Raw genomic sequence first — 20,828 nt, 5'->3', positions numbered from 1 at the left:
GGGCGGCGGCAGCGGCTTGTTCAGGATCAGGCTTCAGTTCGCCTGCCGTCACAAGTGCGGCGTAGCGCTGCGCGAGACCGCTCATCGCGACGAGGGCTTGCGCACGGTTCCGTTGAAAGCCGCGACGAGGTGGTCTTCCTGCACCACCGTGCCGCGCAGGAACAGCAGCCGCCGGGTTTCTCGCAAGGCTTCGACCACCGCATCAAGCGGCTGACCAACGCGGCCGGCGCCGATGAACTGGGTCGAGAGGTCAAGCGTCACCGAACCCGCCGCATCACCATCCAGCACATGGCGCATGCACGCGAACAGCGAGATATCGATCAGCGCCAGCGTGATCGCGCCATGCACCGCATCGAGCAGGTTGCTGTGGCGCCGCTCCGGAAACATGCGCAGGCGGACGGCTGGCCCTCCTCCCGGCAGTTCCTCGCGGCGCACGAGCAGGCGGCCCATCGTGACCGAGTTGAACCGCTCGGGATCGGCCATGTCCCAGGTATGCCAGCCGGGATGCTCGGCCGATGGGCCGTAGATGAAGGCGGAATTGTCGGCCGTCATGAAAAGATGTCGGGAGCGCGCGCCTTACAGCGAGCGTTCGACCTGCAGCTTCTTGATTTCCGCGATCGCACGCGCCGGCGAGAGGCCCTTGGGGCAGACGTTCGCGCAGTTCATGATCGTGTGGCAGCGATAGAGACGGAAGGGATCTTCGAGCTCGTCAAGCCGCTCGCCAGTCATCTCGTCGCGGCTGTCGGCCAGCCAACGGTAGGCCTGGAGCAGGATGGCGGGGCCGAGGAACTTGTCGGAATTCCACCAGTAGCTGGGGCACGAAGTGCTGCAGCAGGCGCACAGGATGCATTCGTAGAGGCCGTCCAGCTTTTCACGCTGTTCGGGGCTCTGCAGCCGCTCCTTGCCCGAAGGTGTGGGCGAGACAGTCTGCAGCCAGGGCCGAATCGAGGCGTACTGCGCATAGAAGTGGGTGAAGTCGGGAACGAGGTCCTTGATCACTTCCATATGCGGCAGCGGCGTGATGCGAATCTCGCCCTTGAGGTCCGCAATCGCCGTCGTGCAGGCGAGGCCATTGCGGCCGTTGAGGTTCATCGCGCAGGAACCGCAGATGCCTTCGCGGCAGGAGCGGCGGAACGTAAGGGTCGGGTCCTGCTCGCCCTTCATCTTGATCAGCGCATCAAGCACCATCGGGCCGCACTGGTCGAGATCGATCTCGAACGTGTCGTAGCGGGGATTCTCGCCGGAGTCGGGATCGTAGCGATAGACCTTGAACTTCTGAATGCGTCCCTGGGTGGCCGCCGGGAAATGCCGCGCCTTGCCGTTGACCTTGGAATTCTTCGGAAGCGTGAAGGTCGCCATCGAGCCGTCCTTGCTGATCTCGTTCAAGAAAATGGATGCACAGTCCTTAGCGAAACCGCGGCGCCTAGCAAGGGGGGAGGGCACCAAACCGGCCTACCCAAGGTGACAGGTCGTGCTCGTGTTTCGTCAGCACAAACGAAAGGGGCGGGGAACCGAAGTTCCCCGCCCCCGAACGTTGCGCCCAGCGCGAAGCTCTTAGAGCTTGCCGTCCGAAGCGTTGTTCATCTGGGTCGAAACCAGGTTGAACGTGTTCGACAGCGAGTTGCCCAGCGCGCCCATGGCGGTGATGGCGGCAACAGCGATCAGAGCGGCGATCAGACCGTATTCGATAGCGGTCGCGCCTTCTTCGTTAGCGAGCAGGTTCTTGAAAAGCGTCATGTTCGATCTCCTGAGTTGGCGCCCCACGCGCCACCCACCCCTCGTGTCTTCGTGGTGAGCAGGGACCTATCTACGCACAATTTTCTAACAATCCCCTAACGTGACAAGCGCGGCACCGCCGGAAATGGAGAAAATTCTGCTGCCTAAACAAAGGCATGTCTCTCGCAGTCCGATCTTTTTAGATGCTTGGAGAAACATTGCGGCAAAGATTCGACTCATGAAGTCGTGAACGCCGGGCGCTTGTGACGCAACGCTTGGCCATGCAACAACAGCGATGGCTGGAGAGGAGAGGGCGCAAGCGATGGGTTTGAGGGCATTCTGGGATCGGCACATGGTGCCACGGTTGATACGCACATGCTGCGGTGCGCCCGGTATCATGGACCTGCGCGCGGAAGTGGTGCCCAAGGCGCGCGGAGCAGTGTTCGAGATCGGCTGCGGCGGCGGTTACAACCAGCAGTTCTATGATACTGCTGCAGTCACCTCTTTTGCCGGGATCGATCCCTCTGAAAAGCTGCTCGATTTCGCGCGGGCAGAGGCTGCGAGGAAGGGCTGGACTGCGGACATTCGCCATGGCGTAGGCGAGGCGATTCCCTCCCCCAGCGAGAGTTTCGATACAGTGGTGTGCACCTACACCTTGTGTTCAGTCAGCGATCCGCAGCGCGTGCTTTCGGAAATGAAGCGCATCCTGAAGCCCGGCGGACAGTTCCTGTTTCTCGAGCACGGCAGCGCGCCCGATGCGGACGTGCAGCGCTGGCAGCAGCGGATCGAACCGTTCTGGAAGCCGATTGCCGGTGGTTGCCATCTGACCCGGCCGATTACCGGGGCCGTGCGCCATGCCGGGTTTGATGTCTCGCCGATCGGGCAGGGCTATCTCGATGGCACTCCGCGCTGGGCGGCGTGGATGGAGTGGGGGGCCGCGACGCGGGTGGCCTGAGCCCAATTGCCGGTTGAAGCGGAAAGGGCCTCCCCGGCTGGCGTGCCGGGGAGGCCCTTTCTTCGTGAGGCGTTCTTCGGGCCTGATCAGGCGCCGAAGGTGCGCTGCCACCAGCCGCGGCGCGGTTCGCCCGGCTTGTCGTCTGCCGGAGCCGGTGCGGCCGGAGCCTCGACCGCAGTTTCCGACGCAGCATCTTGCGCCGGAGCTTCGGCAACTGGCGCATCCGCCTGAGGCGCTTCGACTTCAGCCGATTCGCTCTTCTTGCGGCGTGTGCGCTTCGGCTTGGCCGGTGCTTCCGCTCCCGCTTCCGCTTCCGGCTCCACCGCGGGCGCTTCGACGGCGTCCTCCGCGACAGGCGCCTCGGCCTCAGCCGTGTCGGCCTTCTTGCGCCGCGTTCGCTTGGGCTTGGCGGGCGCTTCCACCTCGGTTGCCGCTGCTAAGGGCTCCGCTGCAGCATCAGGCGCTGCCGCTTCGGCCTCGACAACTTCGGCATCGGCCTTCTTGCGGCGGCTGCGGCGCGGCTTGGCAGGCGCTTCCTCGACAACAGCTTCAAGGGCAGGGGCCTCGACAGCAGCTTCCGCAGCCTCGACGGTTTCGGCCGATTCGCCAGCCTCGGCTTCCGACTCGGTAGGATCGGCGTCGCTGCTCTGCGTCTCGCCATCGCCACGACCACCGCGCCGACGACGACCACGGCGGCGGCGCTTGCGCGGTCCGCGTTCGTCGCCGCGCTCATCGCCACGTTCACCGCCTTCGCTGCGCTCGCCGTCTTCGCCTTCCTCGTCTTCGCCTTCGGATTCGCCTTCAACGGACGCGGGTTGGGTGTTCTCGCCGCCTTCACGATCGCGGCCACGGCCCCGCCGGCGCTTGCGGCGCTTGCGGCGACCATCACCATCATCGCGCTCGCCGCGTTCACGGCGCTCGCCGCGCGGCTCGTCGTCGCCCTCGGCTTCTTCCTCGTCGGCGTAATCTTCCTCTTCGATCACGTCCTCTTCGGGCTCGATGATCGGTTCGAAGCGCGGCACGAACGAGGGCTTGGGCCCGCGCGAGGCGACGCGCATCTTGGCGCCTTCGTTCTCGCCTTCGGGGATCACCTCGACCGAGACGCCATAGCGGTGTTCGATCTCTGCAAGATCGGCGCGCTTGGCGTTGAGCACGTAGATCGCTGCTTCCTGGCTGGCATAGAGCGAGATGATCGTGCCCTTGCCCTTGGCCGCTTCGTCCTCGATCATGCGCAGCGCCGAAAGACCTGCCGACGAGGCGGTCCGCACGAGGCCCGAGCCATCGCAGTGCGGGCAGGCACGTGTCGTCGCTTCGAGCACGCCGGTGCGCAGGCGCTGGCGGCTCATTTCCATGAGGCCGAAGCCCGAGATACGGCCGACCTGGATGCGCGCGCGATCATTGCGCAGCGCGTCCTTCATCGCCTTCTCGACCTTGCGGACGTTGGAGCCATATTCCATGTCGATGAAGTCGATCACGACAAGGCCGGCCATGTCGCGCAGGCGCAGCTGGCGGGCGATTTCACGCGCGGCTTCAAGGTTGGTGCTGACGGCCGTCGCCTCGATGCCATGCTCCTTGGTCGAGCGGCCCGAGTTGATGTCGATCGAGACGAGCGCCTCGGTCGGGTTGATCACGAGGTAGCCGCCGCTCTTCAGCTGAACGACCGGATCGTACATCGCGGTGAGCTGGTCCTCGGCGCCGTAGCGCTGGAACAGCGGCACCGGATCGGCGTACTGCTTCACCCGCTTGGCGTGGCTGGGCATCAGCAGCTTCATGAAGTCCTTGGCGGCGCGGTAGCCCTGCTCGCCTTCGACCACCACTTCCTCGATGTCGCGATTGTAGATGTCGCGGATCGCGCGCTTGATGAGGTCGCTGTCCGAATGGATCAGCGCGGGCGCGGAGGACTTTAGAGTGCGTTCGCGGATCTCGTCCCACAGGCGGGCGAGATAGTCGAAGTCGCGCTTGATTTCGGGCTTGGTGCGCTGGAGGCCGGCGGTGCGGACGATGCAGCTCATCGTGCGGGGCAGCTCAAGCTCCGCCATGATCGACTTGAGGCGCTTGCGGTCTGCCGCCGAGTTGATCTTGCGGCTGATGCCGCCGCCATGGCTCGAGTTCGGCATCAGCACGCAGTAGCGGCCAGCGAGGCTGAGGTAGGTGGTGAGGGCGGCGCCCTTGTTGCCGCGCTCTTCCTTGACGACCTGGACGAGGAGCACCTGGCGGCGCTGGATCACGTCCTGGATCTTGTAGCGGCGGCGCAGCGCCATGCGGCGAGCGCGCAGATCGTCGGCTTCGCGCGCCTGGGCACGCGGTGCGCGCTGGCGGCGGGGGCGGCGGGGGCGGCCTTCACCATCTTCGCCAACGTCACCCGTGTCGCCGTCGGCGTCTTCGGCTATATCATTGTCTTCAAAGTCATTTTCGACAACGCCACCCTCGATCGTGGCGACTTCGTCCTTCTCCGAGGTATCGACTTCGGTGACGCCTTCATCGCCATCGTAATCGTAGCCGCCATCCTCGTCGTCGAGGTCATCGCCCGCCGCCTCGTCGGCAGCGCGCAGCGCGGCTTCCTCTTCAGCGTGCGCGGCTTCCTCCGCCAGCAAGGCCTCGCGGTCTTCCTTGGGGATCTGGTAGTAATCGGGGTGGATCTCGCTGAACGCGAGGAACCCGTGGCGATTGCCGCCGAAATCGACGAAGGCCGCCTGCAGCGACGGTTCGACGCGGGTTACCTTGGCGAGATAGATGTTGCCCTTGATCTGCTTGTGATCGGCAGATTCGAAATCGAACTCTTCAATCCGGTTGCCATTCAGCACCGCCACCCGGGTTTCTTCCTGGTGGCGCGCATCGATCAGCATGCGCATGGTCATTATAAAGTCTCCAGCCGCGCGGCCGCGGGGGTGAACCCGGGTTCTGGGCGCGGTTCAATGTGAAAGCGCGATAGCCGTCAGCGCCGGGCCCGGTTGCGACCGGGACGGCTTGGAGGCGTTTCGCGAATGCGGATGTGCCGGTTCGGAGCGCGGGGATGGCCGCTTTTGCGTGTCCATGGCGCTCGCCGCCCGGCGGCGGTTCTTGCGTGTCTGCCCCGTGGATGGTCCGTGGCGACAGGCACGGACCGGTGCACGCCAAGCCGGTGCGGGCCCCTGAAGGGCTCCTCGGCTCGAACGTTGCACGGCTTTCCATCAAGACATCAACCTCAGGTGCGAAAGGGGCGGACACAGCCGGGTTCCCGCTTCGCAAGTACTTCAGGTTCGGGCTGAAAATCGTTCCGCAGCAGCGCCTTGTCCCGATGCTCTGCGATATGCACGAAGGCCTTGCAGCGTAAGTTCGGGGGCGGAGCCGAGGCCGATCCGGGCTCGTTCCAGATTGGCACTGCTAGCACCGGATTTCCCAACCAGCAATTAAAACCATGACAGCGAGTCACACTTGGGGAGGACGCGGCCTCGCTGCGGTCGGATTGACTCGCCATAATTCCTGCTGGACCGTTTGGCGTCAAGCAAGGCATAGCCGCGCGCCATGAGAGGGCGTGTGCTGATTGCAGTAGTGCTGGGCGTGCCGCTGGCCGTGGTGACGGCAGCCGCGATCCTGTTCGCCATGGCCTATGCGGCGCCAGCGCACGCGCCGTCCTCGGTGATCCGTGTTGCGCTGCCCTCCACGCGCGGCGAGGTCGGGCTGCCCAAGATCCAAGGGCCCGCCGATGCCAGCCGTCCGCTGGTGGTGATCGATGCCGGGCACGGCGGCCACGATCCCGGCGCCAGCGGGCAGCGCGGCGAGAAGGAAAAGGCGCTCACGCTGGCGCTCGCGCTCTCGCTGCGCGAGGCGCTGCTGGCCGACGGACGCGTGCGCGTGGCGCTGACGCGCGACGAAGACCGCTTCCTCGCGCTGGAAGAACGCTCGGGCATCGCGCGGCGGCTGAAGGCGGACCTGTTCGTCTCGATCCACGCCGACGCCTCGGAATCGCCCGACGCGACCGGGGCGACGGTCTACACCCTGTCCGACCGCGGCTCGGATGCGGTGGCCGATGCGGTGGCGAAGCGCGAGAACAAGGCCGATACGGTGAACGGCGTGGAGCTCGGCGGCAAATCCGATGCGGTGACCGCCATTCTCGTCAGCCTCTCGCAGCGCGAGATGCGCGAGCGCTCCAAGGCCTTCGGCGCGCTGGTGCTGCGCGAGGGGCAGGCCGCGGTGCGCTTCCACAAGGACCCCGAGCGCGAGGCGGCCTTCGTGGTGCTCAAGTCGCTCGACCTGCCCTCGGCGCTGATCGAGGCGGGCTATATCAGCAGCCCGGACGACGCGCGGGCGCTGAGCAGCCCCGAATGGCGGCGGGGGTTTGCCAAGGCCGTGGCATCGGCGATCGAGATTTATCTTGCGCGGACGAATTTGGTGGCGGCGGCTCCCTGATTTCGGGGAGGGGCGCGGCACTTGCTGCAAAGCGGGACCCCGGATCAAGTCCGGGGTGACGGGTAAGGGGGGAAGCTGGGCTCTGTGTCAAGTACGGGTGTCGAATGAGGGGCCAACTTTCGCAGCCACTGGCATTCCCGCAAAGGGCCATGCTAAGGCGCGCGGCAGATGGCGAATGATCCTGACCTTCCTGGTTCCGACGGTACTTCGGTGCGCTGGCGTATCCAGCGCGATGCGGCGGGGCTGCTGGGCCGGGCGCGCGAGCTGTGGCGCGGGCAGGTGTGGGTGCGGCGCGCGGGCTATGCGCTGGGCGTGCTGGCGGTGCTCTACCTGATCCTGTGGGTCACGGTGATCCGCACGCTGCCCTCGGCCGACAAGCTGCTGACCTATCAGCCGCCGCTGCCGACGATGGTGCGCGGCAATGATGGCGAGATCGTCTCCAGCTATGCGCGCGAACGGCGGGTGCAGCTGCGCTATGTCGATTTTCCCGAGCCGCTGATCCATGCGTTTCTGGCCGCCGAGGACAAGTCGTTTTTCAGCCATGGCGGGGTCGATATCACCGGCCTGATCGGCGCGATGGTCGATTACACGATGAAGTTCGGATCGGGCGAGCGTGCGCGCGGCGGTTCGACGATCACGCAGCAAGTCGCCAAGAACATCCTTATCGGCAACGAATACTCGGCCACGCGCAAGCTCAAGGAAATGATCCTCGCGCGGCGCATCGAGAGCGTGCTGACAAAGCAGCAGATCCTTGAGCTCTATCTCAACGAGATTCCGCTGGGGCGGCAGAGCTTTGGCGTGCAGGCGGCGGCGCGGGCCTATTTCGACAAGGACGTGGGCGATCTCAAGCTGCATGAGGTGGCGTTCCTCGCTATCCTGCCCAAGGCGCCGGAGACGTATGGCCGCGCCAAGTTTGCCGAGAAGGCGCTGGAGCGGCGGGCCTATGTGCTCGATCAGATGGTCAAGAACGGCTGGGCGACCGCTGCCGAAGCAGCCGAGGCCAAAGCGCAGCCGCTGGGCCTCGTACCGCGGCGGGCGGAGAACTTCACGGCGGATGCGGGCTATTTCCTCGAGGAAGTGCGCCGCCAGTTGATCGACAAGTTCGGCGAGAATGCCGAGAACGGGCCGAACAGCGTGTATGCGGGCGGGCTGTGGGTGCGCACTTCGCTCGATACCGAGCTGCAGACGGCGGCACAAAACGCGCTGCGGACGGGCCTCGTGCGCTTCAGCGGCGGACGCGCGTGGAGCGGGCCGATCGCCAGGCTGGACGTTTCCGGCAATTGGCAGTCTGAACTGATCACCAGCAATCTTTCGATCCGCTATCAGGACTGGCGCATCGGCGTGGTGCTCTCGCGGCGCGGGAATGACGGGCGCATCGGGTTTGCCGATGGCAGCACCGGGCCGCTCTGGGCGATGCCGCAGGCGATGAAGGCAGGTGACGTGATCGCGGCGGCGCCTTCGGGCGGGGGCTGGTCGGTGCGGGTGATCCCGGAAGTTTCGGGCGGCATGGTGGTCGAAGACCCGCAGAGCGGCCGCGTGCTCGCGATGCAGGGCGGGTTCGACGCGCGGCTGGGCTCGTTCAACCGGGCGACGCAGGCGGTGCGCCAGCCGGGATCGACGATCAAGCCGTTCGTCTATGCCACCGCGCTGGATAACGGGATGACCCCGGCCTCGATGGTGCTCGATGGCACGTTCTGCGTCTATCAGGGCGCGGCGCTGGGGCAGAAGTGCTTCAGGAACTTCGGCAACGAAGGCGGATCGGGCAGCCACACGATGCGCTGGGGCCTCGAGCAATCGCGCAACCTGATGACCGTGCGCATCGCCAATGATGTCGGCATGGACAAGGTGGTCCGCACGATCAAGGGGATGGGGATCGGCGATTATCAGCCCTACCTCTCGATGGCGCTGGGCGCGGGCGACACGACGGCGGCGCGGATGGCCAATGCCTATGCCGCGCTCGCCAACCATGGCCGCCAGCATGAGCAGACGCTGATCGACTACGTCCAGGACCGCAATGGCAAGGTGATCTGGAAGGCGGACAACCGCGATTGCGGCGCTTGCAACATGGCGCAATGGGACGGCAAGGCGATGCCTCGGATGAAGCCGACCGGCAAGCAGGTGCTCGATCCGCGCACCGCCTATCAGGTAGTGCATATGCTCGAAGGCGTGGTCGTGCGCGGCACCGCGCTGACGCTGGCCGACCTGCATTTGCCCCTGTTCGGCAAGACGGGCACGACATCAGGCCCGACCAACGTGTGGTTCGCCGGAGGCTCGCCCGATATCGTGAGCGCGCTGTATCTCGGCTATGATCAGCCGAGGAGCCTGGGCGGCTATGCACAGGGTGGGCGGATCGCGGCGCCGATTTTCAAGGACTTCGTGATCGCGACCCGCAAGCGCTGGAGCGATACGCCCTTCACCGTGCCCGAAGGCATCCGGATGGTGAAGATCGACCGGGTGAGCGGGCGGCAGGTGTTCGGCGGGACACCGGAGGACTACGTGCGGCAGGCCTCTGTGATCTGGGAAGCGTTCAAGCCCAACAGCGAGCCGACGCGCACGTTCCGGCCCGAGGACCAGATGCTGAAGGACGCGGTGCTCGAGGCGATCCGCAAGGCGCGCGCGGCGAAGGGTGATGCGGGCGGCGATGACGTTCCGGTCGAGGAGGGCGATTTCGTCGAGGACAAAGGCGGGATTTACTAGGGGCGGGATCTACTGAGCTCACTGCACCATTTGCCGGTTCCGGCTCGGCATTGTTGCTGATAGGCTGCGCGGCATGATCAAGCATGTTCTGGCCGCTGCTGCGGCGCTCGCCCTTCTTGTCCCCGCCGCTGCCAATGCGGAACTCGCGCAAGGCGCCGTCGCGCCGGACTTCACCACGATGGGCGCGCTGGCTGGCAAGCCGATGAAGGTGAACCTCAAAGCCATGCTCGCGAAGGGCCCGGTCGTGCTCTATTTCTATCCGAAGGCCTTTACCTCGGGCTGCACGATGGAAGCGCATGCCTTTGCCGAGGCGACGGCGGATTTCGCCAAGGCCGGGGCGACCGTGCTCGGCATGTCGAACGATGATCTGCCCACGCTGCAGAAGTTTTCAACCGCCGAATGCCGCGACAAGTTCGCTGTCGCCGCCGCGACCAAGGACGTGATCAAGGCCTATGACGTCTCGCTCAAGGTGGCGGGCATTGCGAGCGGCCTCACCAAGCGCACCAGCTATGTGATCGCCAAGAACGGCAAGATCGTGATGGTCCACTCGGACATGGACTACAAGGACCACGTGAAGCTGACGCTGGAAGCCGTGCAGAAGCTCAAGAAGGGCTAAACGCGGGAGAGGCGGAGCCCCTACGCTCTTTACAAGGCGCGCGGCTTCGCTAAGCGGCTTCGGTTCAAAAGCCGCCCCGCTGCATGCAGCGGCAAGGCTCCCGCTATCTGGAGTGAGAAGCGTCATGCGTGCCGAAGGGCAGGCCCATATCGACCGCATCGAGGCTGCGCTGCGGCTGGTGCGCAAGTTCCTTGACTGGGACCGCGCTGTCCGCCGTCTTGATGAACTGAACGCGCGGGTCGAGGATCCGAAGCTGTGGGACGATCCCAAGCAGGCCGAAGCGGTGATGCGCGAGCGGCGGCGGCTTGAGGCGTCGATCGGTGCGGTCAACGAGATCAGCGCGGAAATGGCCGATGCCATCGAATTCGTCGAACTTGGCGAGATGGAAGGCGATGACGCGACGGTAGCGGAAGGGCTCGCCACACTGGCCGCGCTGGCCGAGCGGGCGGATGCGGACAAGGTCCAGGCGCTGCTTGCGGGCGAGGCGGACGGGTACAACGCGTTCCTCGAAGTTCACGCGGGCGCCGGCGGTACCGAGAGCCAGGACTGGGCCGAAATGCTCCAGCGCATGTATACGCGCTGGGCGGAGCGGCACGGGTTCAAGGTCGACCTGCTCGATTATCACGCGGGGGAAGCGGCCGGGATCAAGTCTGCCACGCTGCTGATCAAGGGCGAGAACGCCTACGGCTATGCCAAGACCGAGAGCGGCGTGCACCGGCTGGTGCGCATCAGTCCCTATGACAGCTCGGCGCGGCGGCACACCTCGTTCAGCTCGGTCTGGGTCTATCCCGAGATCGACGACAACATCGAGATCGAGATCAATCCGGCCGACCTCAGGATCGATACCTACCGTGCCTCCGGCGCCGGCGGTCAGCACGTGAACACGACCGACTCGGCGGTGCGCATCACGCACGTGCCCTCGGGCATCATCGTCGCGAGCCAGATCGACCGCAGCCAGCACAAGAACCGCGCGACCGCGATGGGGATGCTCAAGGCGCGGCTCTATGAGGCGGAACTCGCCAAGCGCGAAGCGGCGGCGAGCGGCGAATATGCCGCCAAGACCGAGATCGGCTGGGGCCACCAGATCCGCTCCTACGTGCTGCAGCCCTATCAGCAGGTGAAGGACCTGCGGACGGGCGTGGTCAGCACCAACCCGACCGACGTGCTCGACGGCGCGCTCGATCCGTTCATGGCCGCCGCACTGGCGCAGCGGGTGACGGGCGAGAAGGTGACCGTGGAAGACGACGATTGAGCACGCGCTTCGTCGTCGTGGCGGGGCTGCTGGCATTGGCGGCCTGCCGCGCCGATGCCGTAGATACCGACCGCGCGCCGCAGAACCGCGCGTTTCCGCGCGCGGACCGGCCGGTCGCGAGGGTTGTCTCGACGCAGTGGTCGAACGAGGAACTGCGCGACCGGCAGGGCGAAGCGCAAAGCGTGATGGACGAGGCCGAGGTTGCCCCGGGCATGACGGTTGCCGATATCGGCGCGGGCGAGGGCTACTACACGGTGCGCCTTGCCGCGCGCGTCGGCGAGAAGGGCCGCGTGCTGGCCCAGGACATCGACGATGGCGCGCTTGGGCGTCTGGGCGCGCGCATCGAGCGGGAACAATTGATGTCGGTATCGATAAAGCAGGGCGCGCCGGATGATCCGCGCTTGCCTCCGCGCAGCTTCGACCGCGTGTTCATGATCCATATGTACCACGAGATCGCCGAACCTTATCCGTTCCTGTGGCGGATGTGGCCTGCCTTGAAGCCGGGCGGTTCGGTGATCGTGGTCGATGCGGACCGGCCGACTGCTGATCACGGCACGCCGCCCGCGCTCCTTTTTTGCGAATTCGAGACAGCGGGCTTTCGCTTGTCTGCGTTTCGCCGTAAGCCGAATGTATCAGGCTATATTGCTCAGTTCGTACCCGTGGGCAGCGGGCCACCTGAGCCGAGCCGGATGCGATCATGCCATGCGGGTGCCAAGGGCGCCGATGGCAAGGTTGGGGGTCTCTGAGGGAAGACGATGTCTGCGTTCAAGGGTTTGAATCCGATCCGTTATGGTGGCCGCGAGGTTTGGCCGCTGATCGAGGGCGGAAAGGGTGTTGCCGCGACCAATCACATGAGCTCCGGCGCATGGGCTGCGGCGGGCGGCATCGGCACGGTGAGTGCGGTTAACGCGGATAGTTACGATCCGACCGGCAAGATCATCCCGCAGGTCTATACCCAGCTGACGCGCCGGGAACGCCACGAGCAGCTGATCCGCTATGGCATCGACGGCGCGGTCGAGCAGGTAAAGCGCGCCTATGAGCTCGCCAGCGGCAAGGGCGCGATCAACATCAACGTCCTGTGGGAAATGGGCGGCGCGCAGCCGATCCTCGAAGGCGTGCTGGCAAAGACGCGCGGCCTCGTTGCAGGCGTGACCTGCGGCGCGGGCATGCCCTACAAGCTGGCCGAGATCGCGGCGCGCCATGCGGTGAACTACCTGCCGATCGTTTCCTCGGGCCGCGCCTTCCGCGCTCTCTGGAAGCGGGCTTATCACAAGGTTCCCGAATTGCTGGGCGCGGTGGTCTATGAAGATCCGTGGCTGGCGGGCGGGCACAATGGCCTGTCCAACGCCGAGGACCCGAAGAAGCCTGAAGATCCCTATCCGCGCGTGAAAGTGCTGCGCGATGTGATGCGCGCGGAGGGCGTGCCCGACAGCGTGCCGATCGTGATGGCAGGCGGCGTGTGGTTCCTGCGCGAGTGGGACAACTGGATCGACAATGAGGAGCTGGGCAGCATTGCCTTCCAGTTCGGCACGCGTCCGCTGCTGACGCAGGAGAGCCCGATTCCGCAGGGGTGGAAAGACCACCTGCGCACCCTCGATCAGGGCGACGTGCTGCTGCACCGGTTCTCGCCGACGGGGTTCTATTCCTCCGCCGTGATCAACCCGTTCCTCAAGGCGCTGGTTGCCCGTTCCGAGCGCCAGATTCCCTATTCCAAGGTTTCTGCTGGTGAGCACACGGTGCAGCTCGATGTCGGCGTGAAGGGCAAGAACTTCTGGGTGACGCCAGCTGACCGCGACCGTGCCCGCACATGGTTCGGCGCAGGCTTCACCCATGCGTTGCGGACGCCCGATGATACGATCGTGTTCGTGACGACGGCGGAGCGCGAGGAAATCCAGCAGGACCAGAAGGACTGCATGGGCTGCCTTTCGCACTGCGGGTTCTCCTCGTGGAAGGACCACGATGACTATACGACCGGACGGCTCGCCGATCCGCGCAGCTTTTGCATCCAGAAGACGCTGCAGGACATCGCGCATGGCGGCCCTGTCGACCAGAACCTGATGTTTGCCGGGCACTCGGCCTACCGGTTCAAGCAGGACCCGTTCTATTCCAACAACTTCACGCCCACTGTGAAGCAATTGGTGGACCGCATTCTGACGGGCGACTGAGCGCATGGCGGCGGATCCGGCAAAAGCTCCACCACGCTGGCGCTGGGCGCTCGAGTTTCTGGCGCTGCCCAAGATTCACACCGCGCCGCTGCGCCCGCCGGTGGTGGTGCCGCCGTTCGGCCGGGGGCAGCCGGTCATTGTGATCCCTGGCCTGCTGTCGTCAGACCGGGCGACAGCGCTATTGCGGCGGTCGCTGGAAAAGGCCGGGTTCGTGACCGAGGGCTGGGGGCAGGGCATGAACACCGGTGCCCGCCCGGCGCAGATCGCGCGGCTCGAGCAGCGCCTGCAGGATATGGCAGCGCGGACGGGGCAGCCGGTCGTGCTGATCGGCTGGAGCCTCGGCGGACTTTATGCGCGCGTCCTCGCCTTGCGCCATCCTGATGCGTGCCGTCTCGTGGTGACGCTCGGATCGCCGTTCTCGGGCAATCGCCGCGCGAACAATGCCTGGCGTGCCTATGAAGCGCTCAATGACCACAAGGTGGATGCGGCGCCCTTTGACGAGGACCCGTCCTTGAAGCCGCCGCTTCGCACGATCGCGGTGTGGTCGAGGCGCGACGGGATCGTGGCGCCGCGCTCGGCGGAAGGCGAGGCGTGGCAATCGGACCGGCAGGTCGAGGTGCCGTTCAAGCACTTCGAAATGGCGAGCGCGAGCGGCGCGGTGCGGATGGTACTGGGGCTCCTGAAGGAGGAGCTTGGGTAGGCTGTCGCTTACTCGAACTCCCACGCGCGTTCGCCGTGGCTGGTAAGGTCGAGGCCTTCGCGTTCCTCGTCCTCGGTCACGCGCATCGGGATGACCATGGCGACGGCGAGGGCGCAGATCACCGTGCCGAGTGCGCTCCAGGCGGCGACGGCGCCGACACCGGCGGCCTGTGCGAAGAGTTGGCGGACGAGGCCCATGCCTTCCGCGTAACCGGTGCCGCCGAGCGAGGGTTCGAGGAACACCGCGAGGAGGATTGAGCCGACAATGCCGCCGATGCCGTGAACCGCGAAGACATCAAGCGAGTCGTCGATCTCGAGGCGGCGCTTCACCAGCAGGATCATCGGGTAGCAGACAGCCGCTGCGGCAAGACCGAACAGGATGGCAGCGCCCGGAGCAATGAAGCCCGCGGCGGGCGTAACGGTGGCGAGGCCTGCGATGGCGCCGGTGGCAAAGCCCACAGAAGTCGGCTTGCCGATGCTGATCTTCTCGATGGCGAGCCATGCGAGGGCGGCGGTGCAGGCCGCGGCATGGGTGTTGATGATGGCGGAGGCCGCGTCGTCGGTGGCGGCGAGCGAGGAGCCGCCGTTGAAGCCGAACCAGCCCACCCACAACATGGCCGCGCCGATCATGGTGAGCGAGGGCGAATGCGGCAGCATCTGGGTGCGCGGGAAGCCGGTCCGCTTGCCCAGCAGCAGCGCGGCGACGAGCGCGGAGACGCCCGCCGTGGTGTGGACGACAATGCCGCCCGCAAAGTCCATCGTGCCGAGCCGGCTCGCCAGCCAGCCGCCGCCCCAGACCCAGTGCGCGGCGGGGGCGTAGACGATGAGGCTCCACAGTGCCGCGAAGGCGACAACCCAGCCGAACCGGGCGCGGTCGACCCAGGCGCCGACCATAAGCGCGGGCGTGATCGCGGCGAACATCATCTGGAACAGCGCATAGGCGCTTTCGGGCACGAGCGTGCCTTCGCGCACATTGCCGAGCTGGCCGAGCATCCATGCCGAACCGCCCCCGAGCCAGCCGCTCGAGACAGGACCGAAGGCGAGCGTGTAGCCGACAACGATCCAGAGCAGCGATGTGATCGCGGCAATCGCGCCGATCTGGATGGCAACCGCGAGGAAGCCCTTGGCGCGGACGAGGCCGCCATAGAACAGGGTGAGGCCGGGCAGCGTCATCAGCAGGACGAGTGCGGAGGAGGCGAGCAGCCATGCGGTATCGCCGCTGTCGGCCGCGTCCACGGCTTCCACGCCTTGCGCATGGCCAAGCGCGGGCAGCGCGAGCGCGGCGGCGGCAAGGGCCACCGCGAAAACCTTTTTCATCGACATATTCCCCCCGCGCGACTCGCTTGCTTGTTCTAGGCCCACCCTTCCAGAACCTGATCGGGCGGGCGATGCCCATCGGCCCAGAAACGGATATTGGCAATAACCTTGTCGCCCGATGCTGTACGCCCTTCGAACGTTGCGCTGCCCATGTGCGGCAGGAGCGAAACATTGCCGAGTGCGAGCAGGCGCGGGTCGATCTTCGGCTCGTGCGCGAAGACATCGAGCCCCGCGCCGCCGATGCGGCCTTCCTGCAGCGCCTCGATCAGCGCGTTCTCGTCGACCACGTCGCCGCGGGCGGTGTTCACCAGATAGGCCTCGGGCTTCATCAGCGCGATGCGGCGCGCGTCCATGATGAAGTGCGTTTCGGGCGTGGAGGGGCAATGCAGCGTGACGATATCGGACTCGCGCACCAGCGTGTCGATATCCGCCTCATAGCGCGCGCCGACCATGCGTTCGAACGCTTCGGGGAGGCGCTGGCGGTTGTGGTAGACGATCTCCAGCCCGAAGGCGCGGGCGCGGTGGGCAACGGCCTGGCCGATGCGGCCCATGCCGATGATGCCAAGGCGTTTGCCGCTGATGCGGTGGCCGAGCAGAGTGGAAGGCGCCCAGCCGGCCCAGTCGCCCGAACGGATCACTCGCCCGCCTTCGGCAAGGCGGCGCGAGACGGCGATGATGAGCGACATCGTCATGTCCGCCGTATCATCGGTGAACACGCCGGGCGTGTTGGTGACGAGGATTTTCCGCGCACGCGCTGCAGCGAGGTCGATGTGATCGGTGCCAGCGCCGAAGCTGGCGATCAGGCCGAGCTGCGGGCCCGCGGCGGCGATGAGTTCGGCGTCGATACGATCGGTCACCGTCGGGACGAGGACATGTGCTTCCTGCATCGCGGCGCGGATTTCGTCCTGCGACAGGGGGCGGTCGTCCGGATTGAGCGTGACGTCGAACAGCTCGGCCATGCGCGCCTCGGTCTCGGGCAGCAGGCGGCGCGTGACGAAGACGCGGGGGCGGCCTTCGATCCGGCGGGTGGTCCGGTAGTCGGTGCTGGGCGGGTTGGCAGGCATGGCCTATCGCTATGCCGCATGCGCGCGCGCGGTCAAGCACCCGGTTGCCCGGTGCGACGAATGCTGTATCGCAGATCTTGCAGCGCCAAGGGAGGAAGGTCGAGCGTGTCTCTGTCCGGAAAGCGATTTGCGATCATGATCCTGCTGTCGCTGCTGACGGCAGCGCCCGCGCGCGCGGCGGATGACGAGAATGGCCCCTACTGGGCCTCGCTTCGCAGTCAGCCTGCCAACCTGCGCGTGGGGCCGGGGCGCGAATACCGCATCAGCTGGGTCTACGTCCGTGCCGGGCTGCCGATGAAAGTGCTGCGCACCATCGGCGGCTGGCGCCTGATCGAGGATATCGACGGCGCGCGCGGGTGGATGCTCGCCCAGTTCCTGACGCGCACCCGCACCGCGACAGTGAAGGGCGGGATTGCGGAGATTCGCGAGAATTCTGATGGTTCGGGCCGTCTGCTGTGGCGTGCCGAGCCCGGAGTGACCGGCAGGCTGGGCGATTGCGGCCCGGCTTGGTGCAAGTTCGATATCGACGGACGCAAGGGCTTTGTCGCCAGGGCGTCCGTGTGGGGTGCGGACTGAGTTTTCCCTCCGACCCGCCTTGCGGCGGGCCACCTCCCCATTTGCCCCTTCGACAAGCTGAGGGGAAAATGGGGAGGACCCGAAAGACTTAGACCAGTTCGATGGCGACAGCGGTCGCTTCGCCGCCGCCGATGCAGAGGCTGGCGACGCCGCGCTTCTTGCCGTGGCGCTGGAGCGCGCCGATCAGCGTGGTGACGATGCGCGCCCCCGAAGCGCCGATGGGGTGGCCAAGCGCGGTCGCGCCGCCGTGAACATTGATCTTCTCGTGCGGGATGCCGAGATCGTGCATCGCGAACATCGCGACGCAGGCGAAGGCTTCGTTGACTTCGAACAGATCGACATCGGCAACGCTCCACCCGGCACGGTCGAGCAGCTTGGTGATGGCGCCGACCGGAGCGGTGGTGAAGTCCTTGGGCGCCTGCGCATGGGCGGCCATCGCAACGACGCGGGCGACGGGAGTCAGGCCATCGGCAGCGGCAACGCTTTCGCGCGTCAGCACCAGCGCGGCGGCACCGTCCGAGATCGAAGAGGAGGTGGCGGCGGTGATCGTGCCGTCCTTGGCGAAGGCGGGCTTGAGCGCAGGGATCTTGTCCGGCTTGCCCTTGCCGGGGGCCTCGTCGGTATCGATCACGGTCTCGCCGCTGCGGCTGACGACCTTCACCGGCGCGATTTCAGCAGTGAAGGCACCCTCGGCAATCGCGGTCTGCGCGCGGCGGAGCGATTCGATGGCGTAGGCGTCCTGCTGCTCGCGGGTCAGCTGGTATTCGTTGGCGGTGTCCTGCGCGAAGGTGCCCATGGCGCGGCCCGCTTCGTAGGCATCCTCGAGGCCATCGAGGAACATGTGGTCATAGGCCGTATCGTGGCCGATGCGCGCGCCGGAGCGGTGCTTCTTGAGGAGGTAGGGCGCGTTGGTCATGCTTTCCATGCCGCCCGCGACGACCATGTCGATCGTGCCCGAAGCGAGCGCTTCGGCGCCCATGATCATGGCCTGCATGCCCGAGCCGCAGACCTTGTTGACCGTCGTCGCCTGGACCGAAGTCGGCAGGCCCGCGTGGATCGCGGCCTGGCGCGCAGGCGCCTGGCCGAGGCCGGCGGGGAGCACGCAGCCCATGTAGACGCGGTCGACCTTCTCGCCCGCGATGCCGGCGCGCTCGACCGCGGCCTTGACGGCGGTTGCGCCGAGCTGGGTGGCGGGGACATCCGAAAGCGCGCCCTGCATGGCGCCCATCGGGGTGCGGGCGAAGGAAAGGATCACAACCGGATCGGCAGCGGAGAATTGGGCCATTGGAAACACTTCCTGTGCTATGGGACCGCGCCAGGCCCCGGTTAGTCCGGCTCATGTAGTCCCCGGGGGTGACGATTTCAATTCGCGTCGAGGAACGCAGAGCTATGCGAGAAGGGACTGCATGCTGATCGTGTTCATCCTGTTCGGGATGGTTGTGGGCGCGGTTGTCGGCAGCTTCATGGGGCTGGTGCTGATCCGCCTGCCGGACGGGCGGCCGCTGGTGATGGACCGTTCATCCTGCGACACCTGCGACAAGGAACTGCAGCCGATCGAGCTCGTCCCCGTTCTTTCATGGGTGATCCAGGGCGGCAAGTGCCGGGAATGCGGCTCTGCCATCGATCGCTGGCAACTGGCGGCGGAACTCGGCGGGGCGCTGATCGGTGCCGTATCTGTCTGGCTGAGCTGGTTTCCGGTCTGGGCGATGATGCTCGGCTGGCAACTGCTGCTGCTGGCGATGCTGGACTTGCGACACATGTGGCTGCCGCGCCAGCTCTCGGCGCTGCTGGGGGCGAGCGGCGCGCTGTTTGCGCTGGTGATGGGATACTGGGCGAACGATCCGATGGTGCTGGTCCAGTCGATGGTCGGCGGCGTGTTCGGCTTCACGGCGCTGTGGATGCTGGGGCAGGGCTATCTGATGTGGCGCGGGCAAGAAGGGCTGGGGGGCGGAGACCCCCCGCTGATGGGCGCCATCGGGCTGTGGCTGGGCCCGCTCGGGGTGATCCACACGCTGCTGCTGGCGAGCCTTGGTGGGCTGGCAGTAGCCGCATTGCTGTGGCGCGCAGGGCGGGAGGTTCGGCCCGATACGATGTTGCCCCTGGGGACCTTGCTGGCGCTGGCGGCGTGGCCGGTGTTTCTGTGGCAGGGGATTTGATACTGCAAGTCGTTATCACCTGGCATTCATTCGTATGTAGTGCCAAAGGGCGCAGAAAACCGCCAAAACAGCGGTCTTCCACAGACAAAAGCTTGGATTTTGAGCCTCATCGGGTCATGCCGCACTTGCACTGAGGGGTTACCGGGACTAGTGCGCGCTCGACATAGAAACAGGCGAGTCAATCCTTTGGCCGAGCAACTGCCCTATCTCGCGCAATATCTGCCGATCCTCATCTTCCTCGGCATCGCGCTCGCGCTTTCGTGCGTGTTCGTGTTCCTTCCGATGGGTGTTTCGCGGCTTACGGGCGCGCACAACCCCAATGCCGAGAAGCTCAGCGAGTATGAGTGCGGCTTCCCCGCGTTCGAGGACCCGCGCAGCCAGTTCGACGTGCGTTTCTATCTCGTCGCGATCCTGTTCATCATCTTCGACCTTGAAGCGGCGTTCCTGTTTCCCTGGGCCGTGAGCCTCAAGCAAAGCGGCTGGGCCGGCTGGGTAACCATGATGGTCTTCCTGTTCGAACTGGTTATCGGCTTCATCTACGCGTGGAAGAAAGGGGCGTTGGACTGGGAATGAGCACCGTGCCTACCTCCTCGATCATCCCGGCCACCGCGGCGGACATGCCGACCGCGCCTGATGCCGCCTTCTTTGACAGCCTGAACGCCGAAGTTTCGGACAAGGGCTTCCTCGTCACCTCGACCGAGGAGCTGTTCCAGTGGGCCCGTACCGGCTCGCTGTGGTGGATGACCTTCGGTCTGGCGTGCTGCGCGGTCGAGATGATCCATGTGAACATGCCGCGCTATGACATGGAGCGCTTCGGTGTCGCCCCGCGCGCTTCCCCGCGCCAGTCGGACGTGATGATCGTGGCCGGCACGCTGTGCAACAAGATGGCCCCGGCGCTGCGCAAGGTCTACGACCAGATGTCGGACCCCAAGTACGTGATCTCGATGGGCAGCTGCGCCAATGGCGGCGGCTATTATCACTACAGCTATTCGGTGGTGCGCGGCTGCGATCGCATCGTGCCGGTCGATATCTATGTGCCTGGTTGCCCGCCGACCGCCGAGGCGCTGCTCTACGGCGTGATGCAGTTGCAGCGGAAGATCCGCCGCGTCGGGACGATCGAGCGGTGAGTGCTGTGATCCTTCGACAAGCTCAGGATGAGCGGACCTTGGTTATGATCCCGACTCCAACCCCGCTCGTGCTGAGCTTGTCGAAGCACGTTCGCGCTG

At 65.8% G+C, this 20,828-nt stretch carries 19 protein-coding genes; 12 read left to right on the top strand and 7 right to left on the bottom strand.

The features are described from left to right. Positions 1–81: 81 nt before the first annotated feature. The 3 genes from IP83_RS03870 to IP83_RS03860 all read right to left on the bottom strand — a co-directional run bounded on the left by IP83_RS03870 (position 82) and on the right by IP83_RS03860 (position 1,737). Entirely contained in the window at positions 82–552 is a 471-nt protein-coding gene (locus IP83_RS03870; RefSeq protein ID WP_054120897.1) for a PaaI family thioesterase, read from the bottom strand. A 24-nt stretch (positions 553–576) separates the two neighbouring features. Beyond that, positions 577–1,359: a succinate dehydrogenase iron-sulfur subunit gene (locus IP83_RS03865; protein ID WP_054120901.1), complete on the bottom strand. Its 783-nt coding sequence runs from the start codon at positions 1,357–1,359 to the stop codon at positions 577–579. 195 nt (positions 1,360–1,554) lie between these two features. Continuing rightward, complete coding sequence (locus IP83_RS03860) at positions 1,555–1,737, bottom strand: Flp family type IVb pilin (RefSeq protein WP_054120896.1); 183 nt, start codon at positions 1,735–1,737, stop codon at positions 1,555–1,557. A 376-nt stretch (positions 1,738–2,113) separates the two neighbouring features. Between IP83_RS03860 and IP83_RS03855 the strand changes: the two genes are divergently transcribed. Beyond that, the gene (locus tag IP83_RS03855; RefSeq protein ID WP_369816990.1) at positions 2,114–2,671 is read left to right on the top strand and encodes a class I SAM-dependent methyltransferase; all 558 of its coding nucleotides are present in this window, start codon (positions 2,114–2,116) and stop codon (positions 2,669–2,671) included. 86 nt (positions 2,672–2,757) lie between these two features. Here IP83_RS03855 and IP83_RS03850 read toward each other — a convergent pair whose 3' ends face one another. Further along, positions 2,758–5,529, bottom strand: a complete 2,772-nt coding sequence (locus IP83_RS03850) for a ribonuclease E/G (RefSeq protein WP_054120894.1) — start codon at positions 5,527–5,529, stop codon at positions 2,758–2,760. A gap of 658 nt (positions 5,530–6,187) precedes the next feature. On the opposite strand from IP83_RS03850, the gene IP83_RS03840 reads away from it, so the two are divergent. The 7 genes from IP83_RS03840 (at position 6,188) to IP83_RS03810 (ending at position 14,490) form a co-directional block, all read left to right on the top strand. Continuing rightward, entirely contained in the window at positions 6,188–7,060 is an 873-nt protein-coding gene (locus IP83_RS03840; protein ID WP_231624889.1) for an N-acetylmuramoyl-L-alanine amidase, read from the top strand. 168 nt (positions 7,061–7,228) lie between these two features. After that, entirely contained in the window at positions 7,229–9,757 is a 2,529-nt protein-coding gene (locus IP83_RS03835) for a penicillin-binding protein 1A (RefSeq protein WP_054120891.1), read from the top strand. A 73-nt stretch (positions 9,758–9,830) separates the two neighbouring features. After that, positions 9,831–10,373, top strand: a complete 543-nt coding sequence (locus IP83_RS03830) for a peroxiredoxin (protein WP_054120890.1) — start codon at positions 9,831–9,833, stop codon at positions 10,371–10,373. A gap of 124 nt (positions 10,374–10,497) precedes the next feature. Beyond that, complete coding sequence (prfB, locus tag IP83_RS03825) at positions 10,498–11,625, top strand: peptide chain release factor 2 (protein ID WP_054120889.1); 1,128 nt, start codon at positions 10,498–10,500, stop codon at positions 11,623–11,625. Beyond that, a complete protein-coding gene (locus IP83_RS03820; RefSeq protein WP_054120888.1) occupies positions 11,622–12,371 on the top strand; it encodes a class I SAM-dependent methyltransferase in 750 nt (249 codons plus the stop codon). The genes prfB and IP83_RS03820 overlap by 4 nt, the downstream gene beginning before the upstream one ends. A 9-nt stretch (positions 12,372–12,380) precedes the next feature. Beyond that, entirely contained in the window at positions 12,381–13,790 is a 1,410-nt protein-coding gene (locus tag IP83_RS03815; protein WP_054120887.1) for a nitronate monooxygenase family protein, read from the top strand. Positions 13,791–13,794: 4 nt separating this feature from the next. Continuing rightward, positions 13,795–14,490, top strand: a complete 696-nt coding sequence (locus IP83_RS03810) for a triacylglycerol lipase (protein WP_054120886.1) — start codon at positions 13,795–13,797, stop codon at positions 14,488–14,490. 8 nt (positions 14,491–14,498) lie between these two features. Here IP83_RS03810 and IP83_RS03805 read toward each other — a convergent pair whose 3' ends face one another. After that, the gene (locus IP83_RS03805; RefSeq protein WP_054120900.1) at positions 14,499–15,806 is read right to left on the bottom strand and encodes an ammonium transporter; all 1,308 of its coding nucleotides are present in this window, start codon (positions 15,804–15,806) and stop codon (positions 14,499–14,501) included. A 35-nt stretch (positions 15,807–15,841) separates the two neighbouring features. Further along, entirely contained in the window at positions 15,842–16,870 is a 1,029-nt protein-coding gene (locus tag IP83_RS03800; RefSeq protein ID WP_054120885.1) for a D-glycerate dehydrogenase, read from the bottom strand. 105 nt (positions 16,871–16,975) lie between these two features. On the opposite strand from IP83_RS03800, the gene IP83_RS03795 reads away from it, so the two are divergent. Beyond that, positions 16,976–17,446 (top strand): SH3 domain-containing protein, encoded by a 471-nt coding sequence (locus tag IP83_RS03795; RefSeq protein WP_369816989.1) that lies wholly within the window; start codon positions 16,976–16,978, stop codon positions 17,444–17,446. 88 nt (positions 17,447–17,534) lie between these two features. On the opposite strand, the gene IP83_RS03790 is transcribed toward IP83_RS03795, so the two are convergent. Further along, entirely contained in the window at positions 17,535–18,731 is a 1,197-nt protein-coding gene (locus IP83_RS03790; protein ID WP_054120883.1) for an acetyl-CoA C-acyltransferase, read from the bottom strand. 121 nt (positions 18,732–18,852) lie between these two features. Between IP83_RS03790 and IP83_RS19820 the strand changes: the two genes are divergently transcribed. The 3 genes from IP83_RS19820 (at position 18,853) to IP83_RS03775 (ending at position 20,729) form a co-directional block, all read left to right on the top strand. Then, the gene (locus IP83_RS19820; protein WP_054120882.1) at positions 18,853–19,602 is read left to right on the top strand and encodes an A24 family peptidase; all 750 of its coding nucleotides are present in this window, start codon (positions 18,853–18,855) and stop codon (positions 19,600–19,602) included. A gap of 198 nt (positions 19,603–19,800) precedes the next feature. Next, a complete protein-coding gene (locus IP83_RS03780; RefSeq protein ID WP_143146657.1) occupies positions 19,801–20,175 on the top strand; it encodes an NADH-quinone oxidoreductase subunit A in 375 nt (124 codons plus the stop codon). Then, positions 20,172–20,729 (top strand): NADH-quinone oxidoreductase subunit B family protein, encoded by a 558-nt coding sequence (locus IP83_RS03775; RefSeq protein WP_054120880.1) that lies wholly within the window; start codon positions 20,172–20,174, stop codon positions 20,727–20,729. The genes IP83_RS03780 and IP83_RS03775 overlap by 4 nt, the downstream gene beginning before the upstream one ends. Positions 20,730–20,828: the final 99 nt, after the last annotated feature.

This window comes from Novosphingobium sp. AAP93 (assembly GCF_001296055.1).
Lineage (GTDB): Bacteria > Pseudomonadota > Alphaproteobacteria > Sphingomonadales > Sphingomonadaceae > Novosphingobium.
This window is presented reverse-complemented; position numbering and strand designations above follow the sequence as displayed.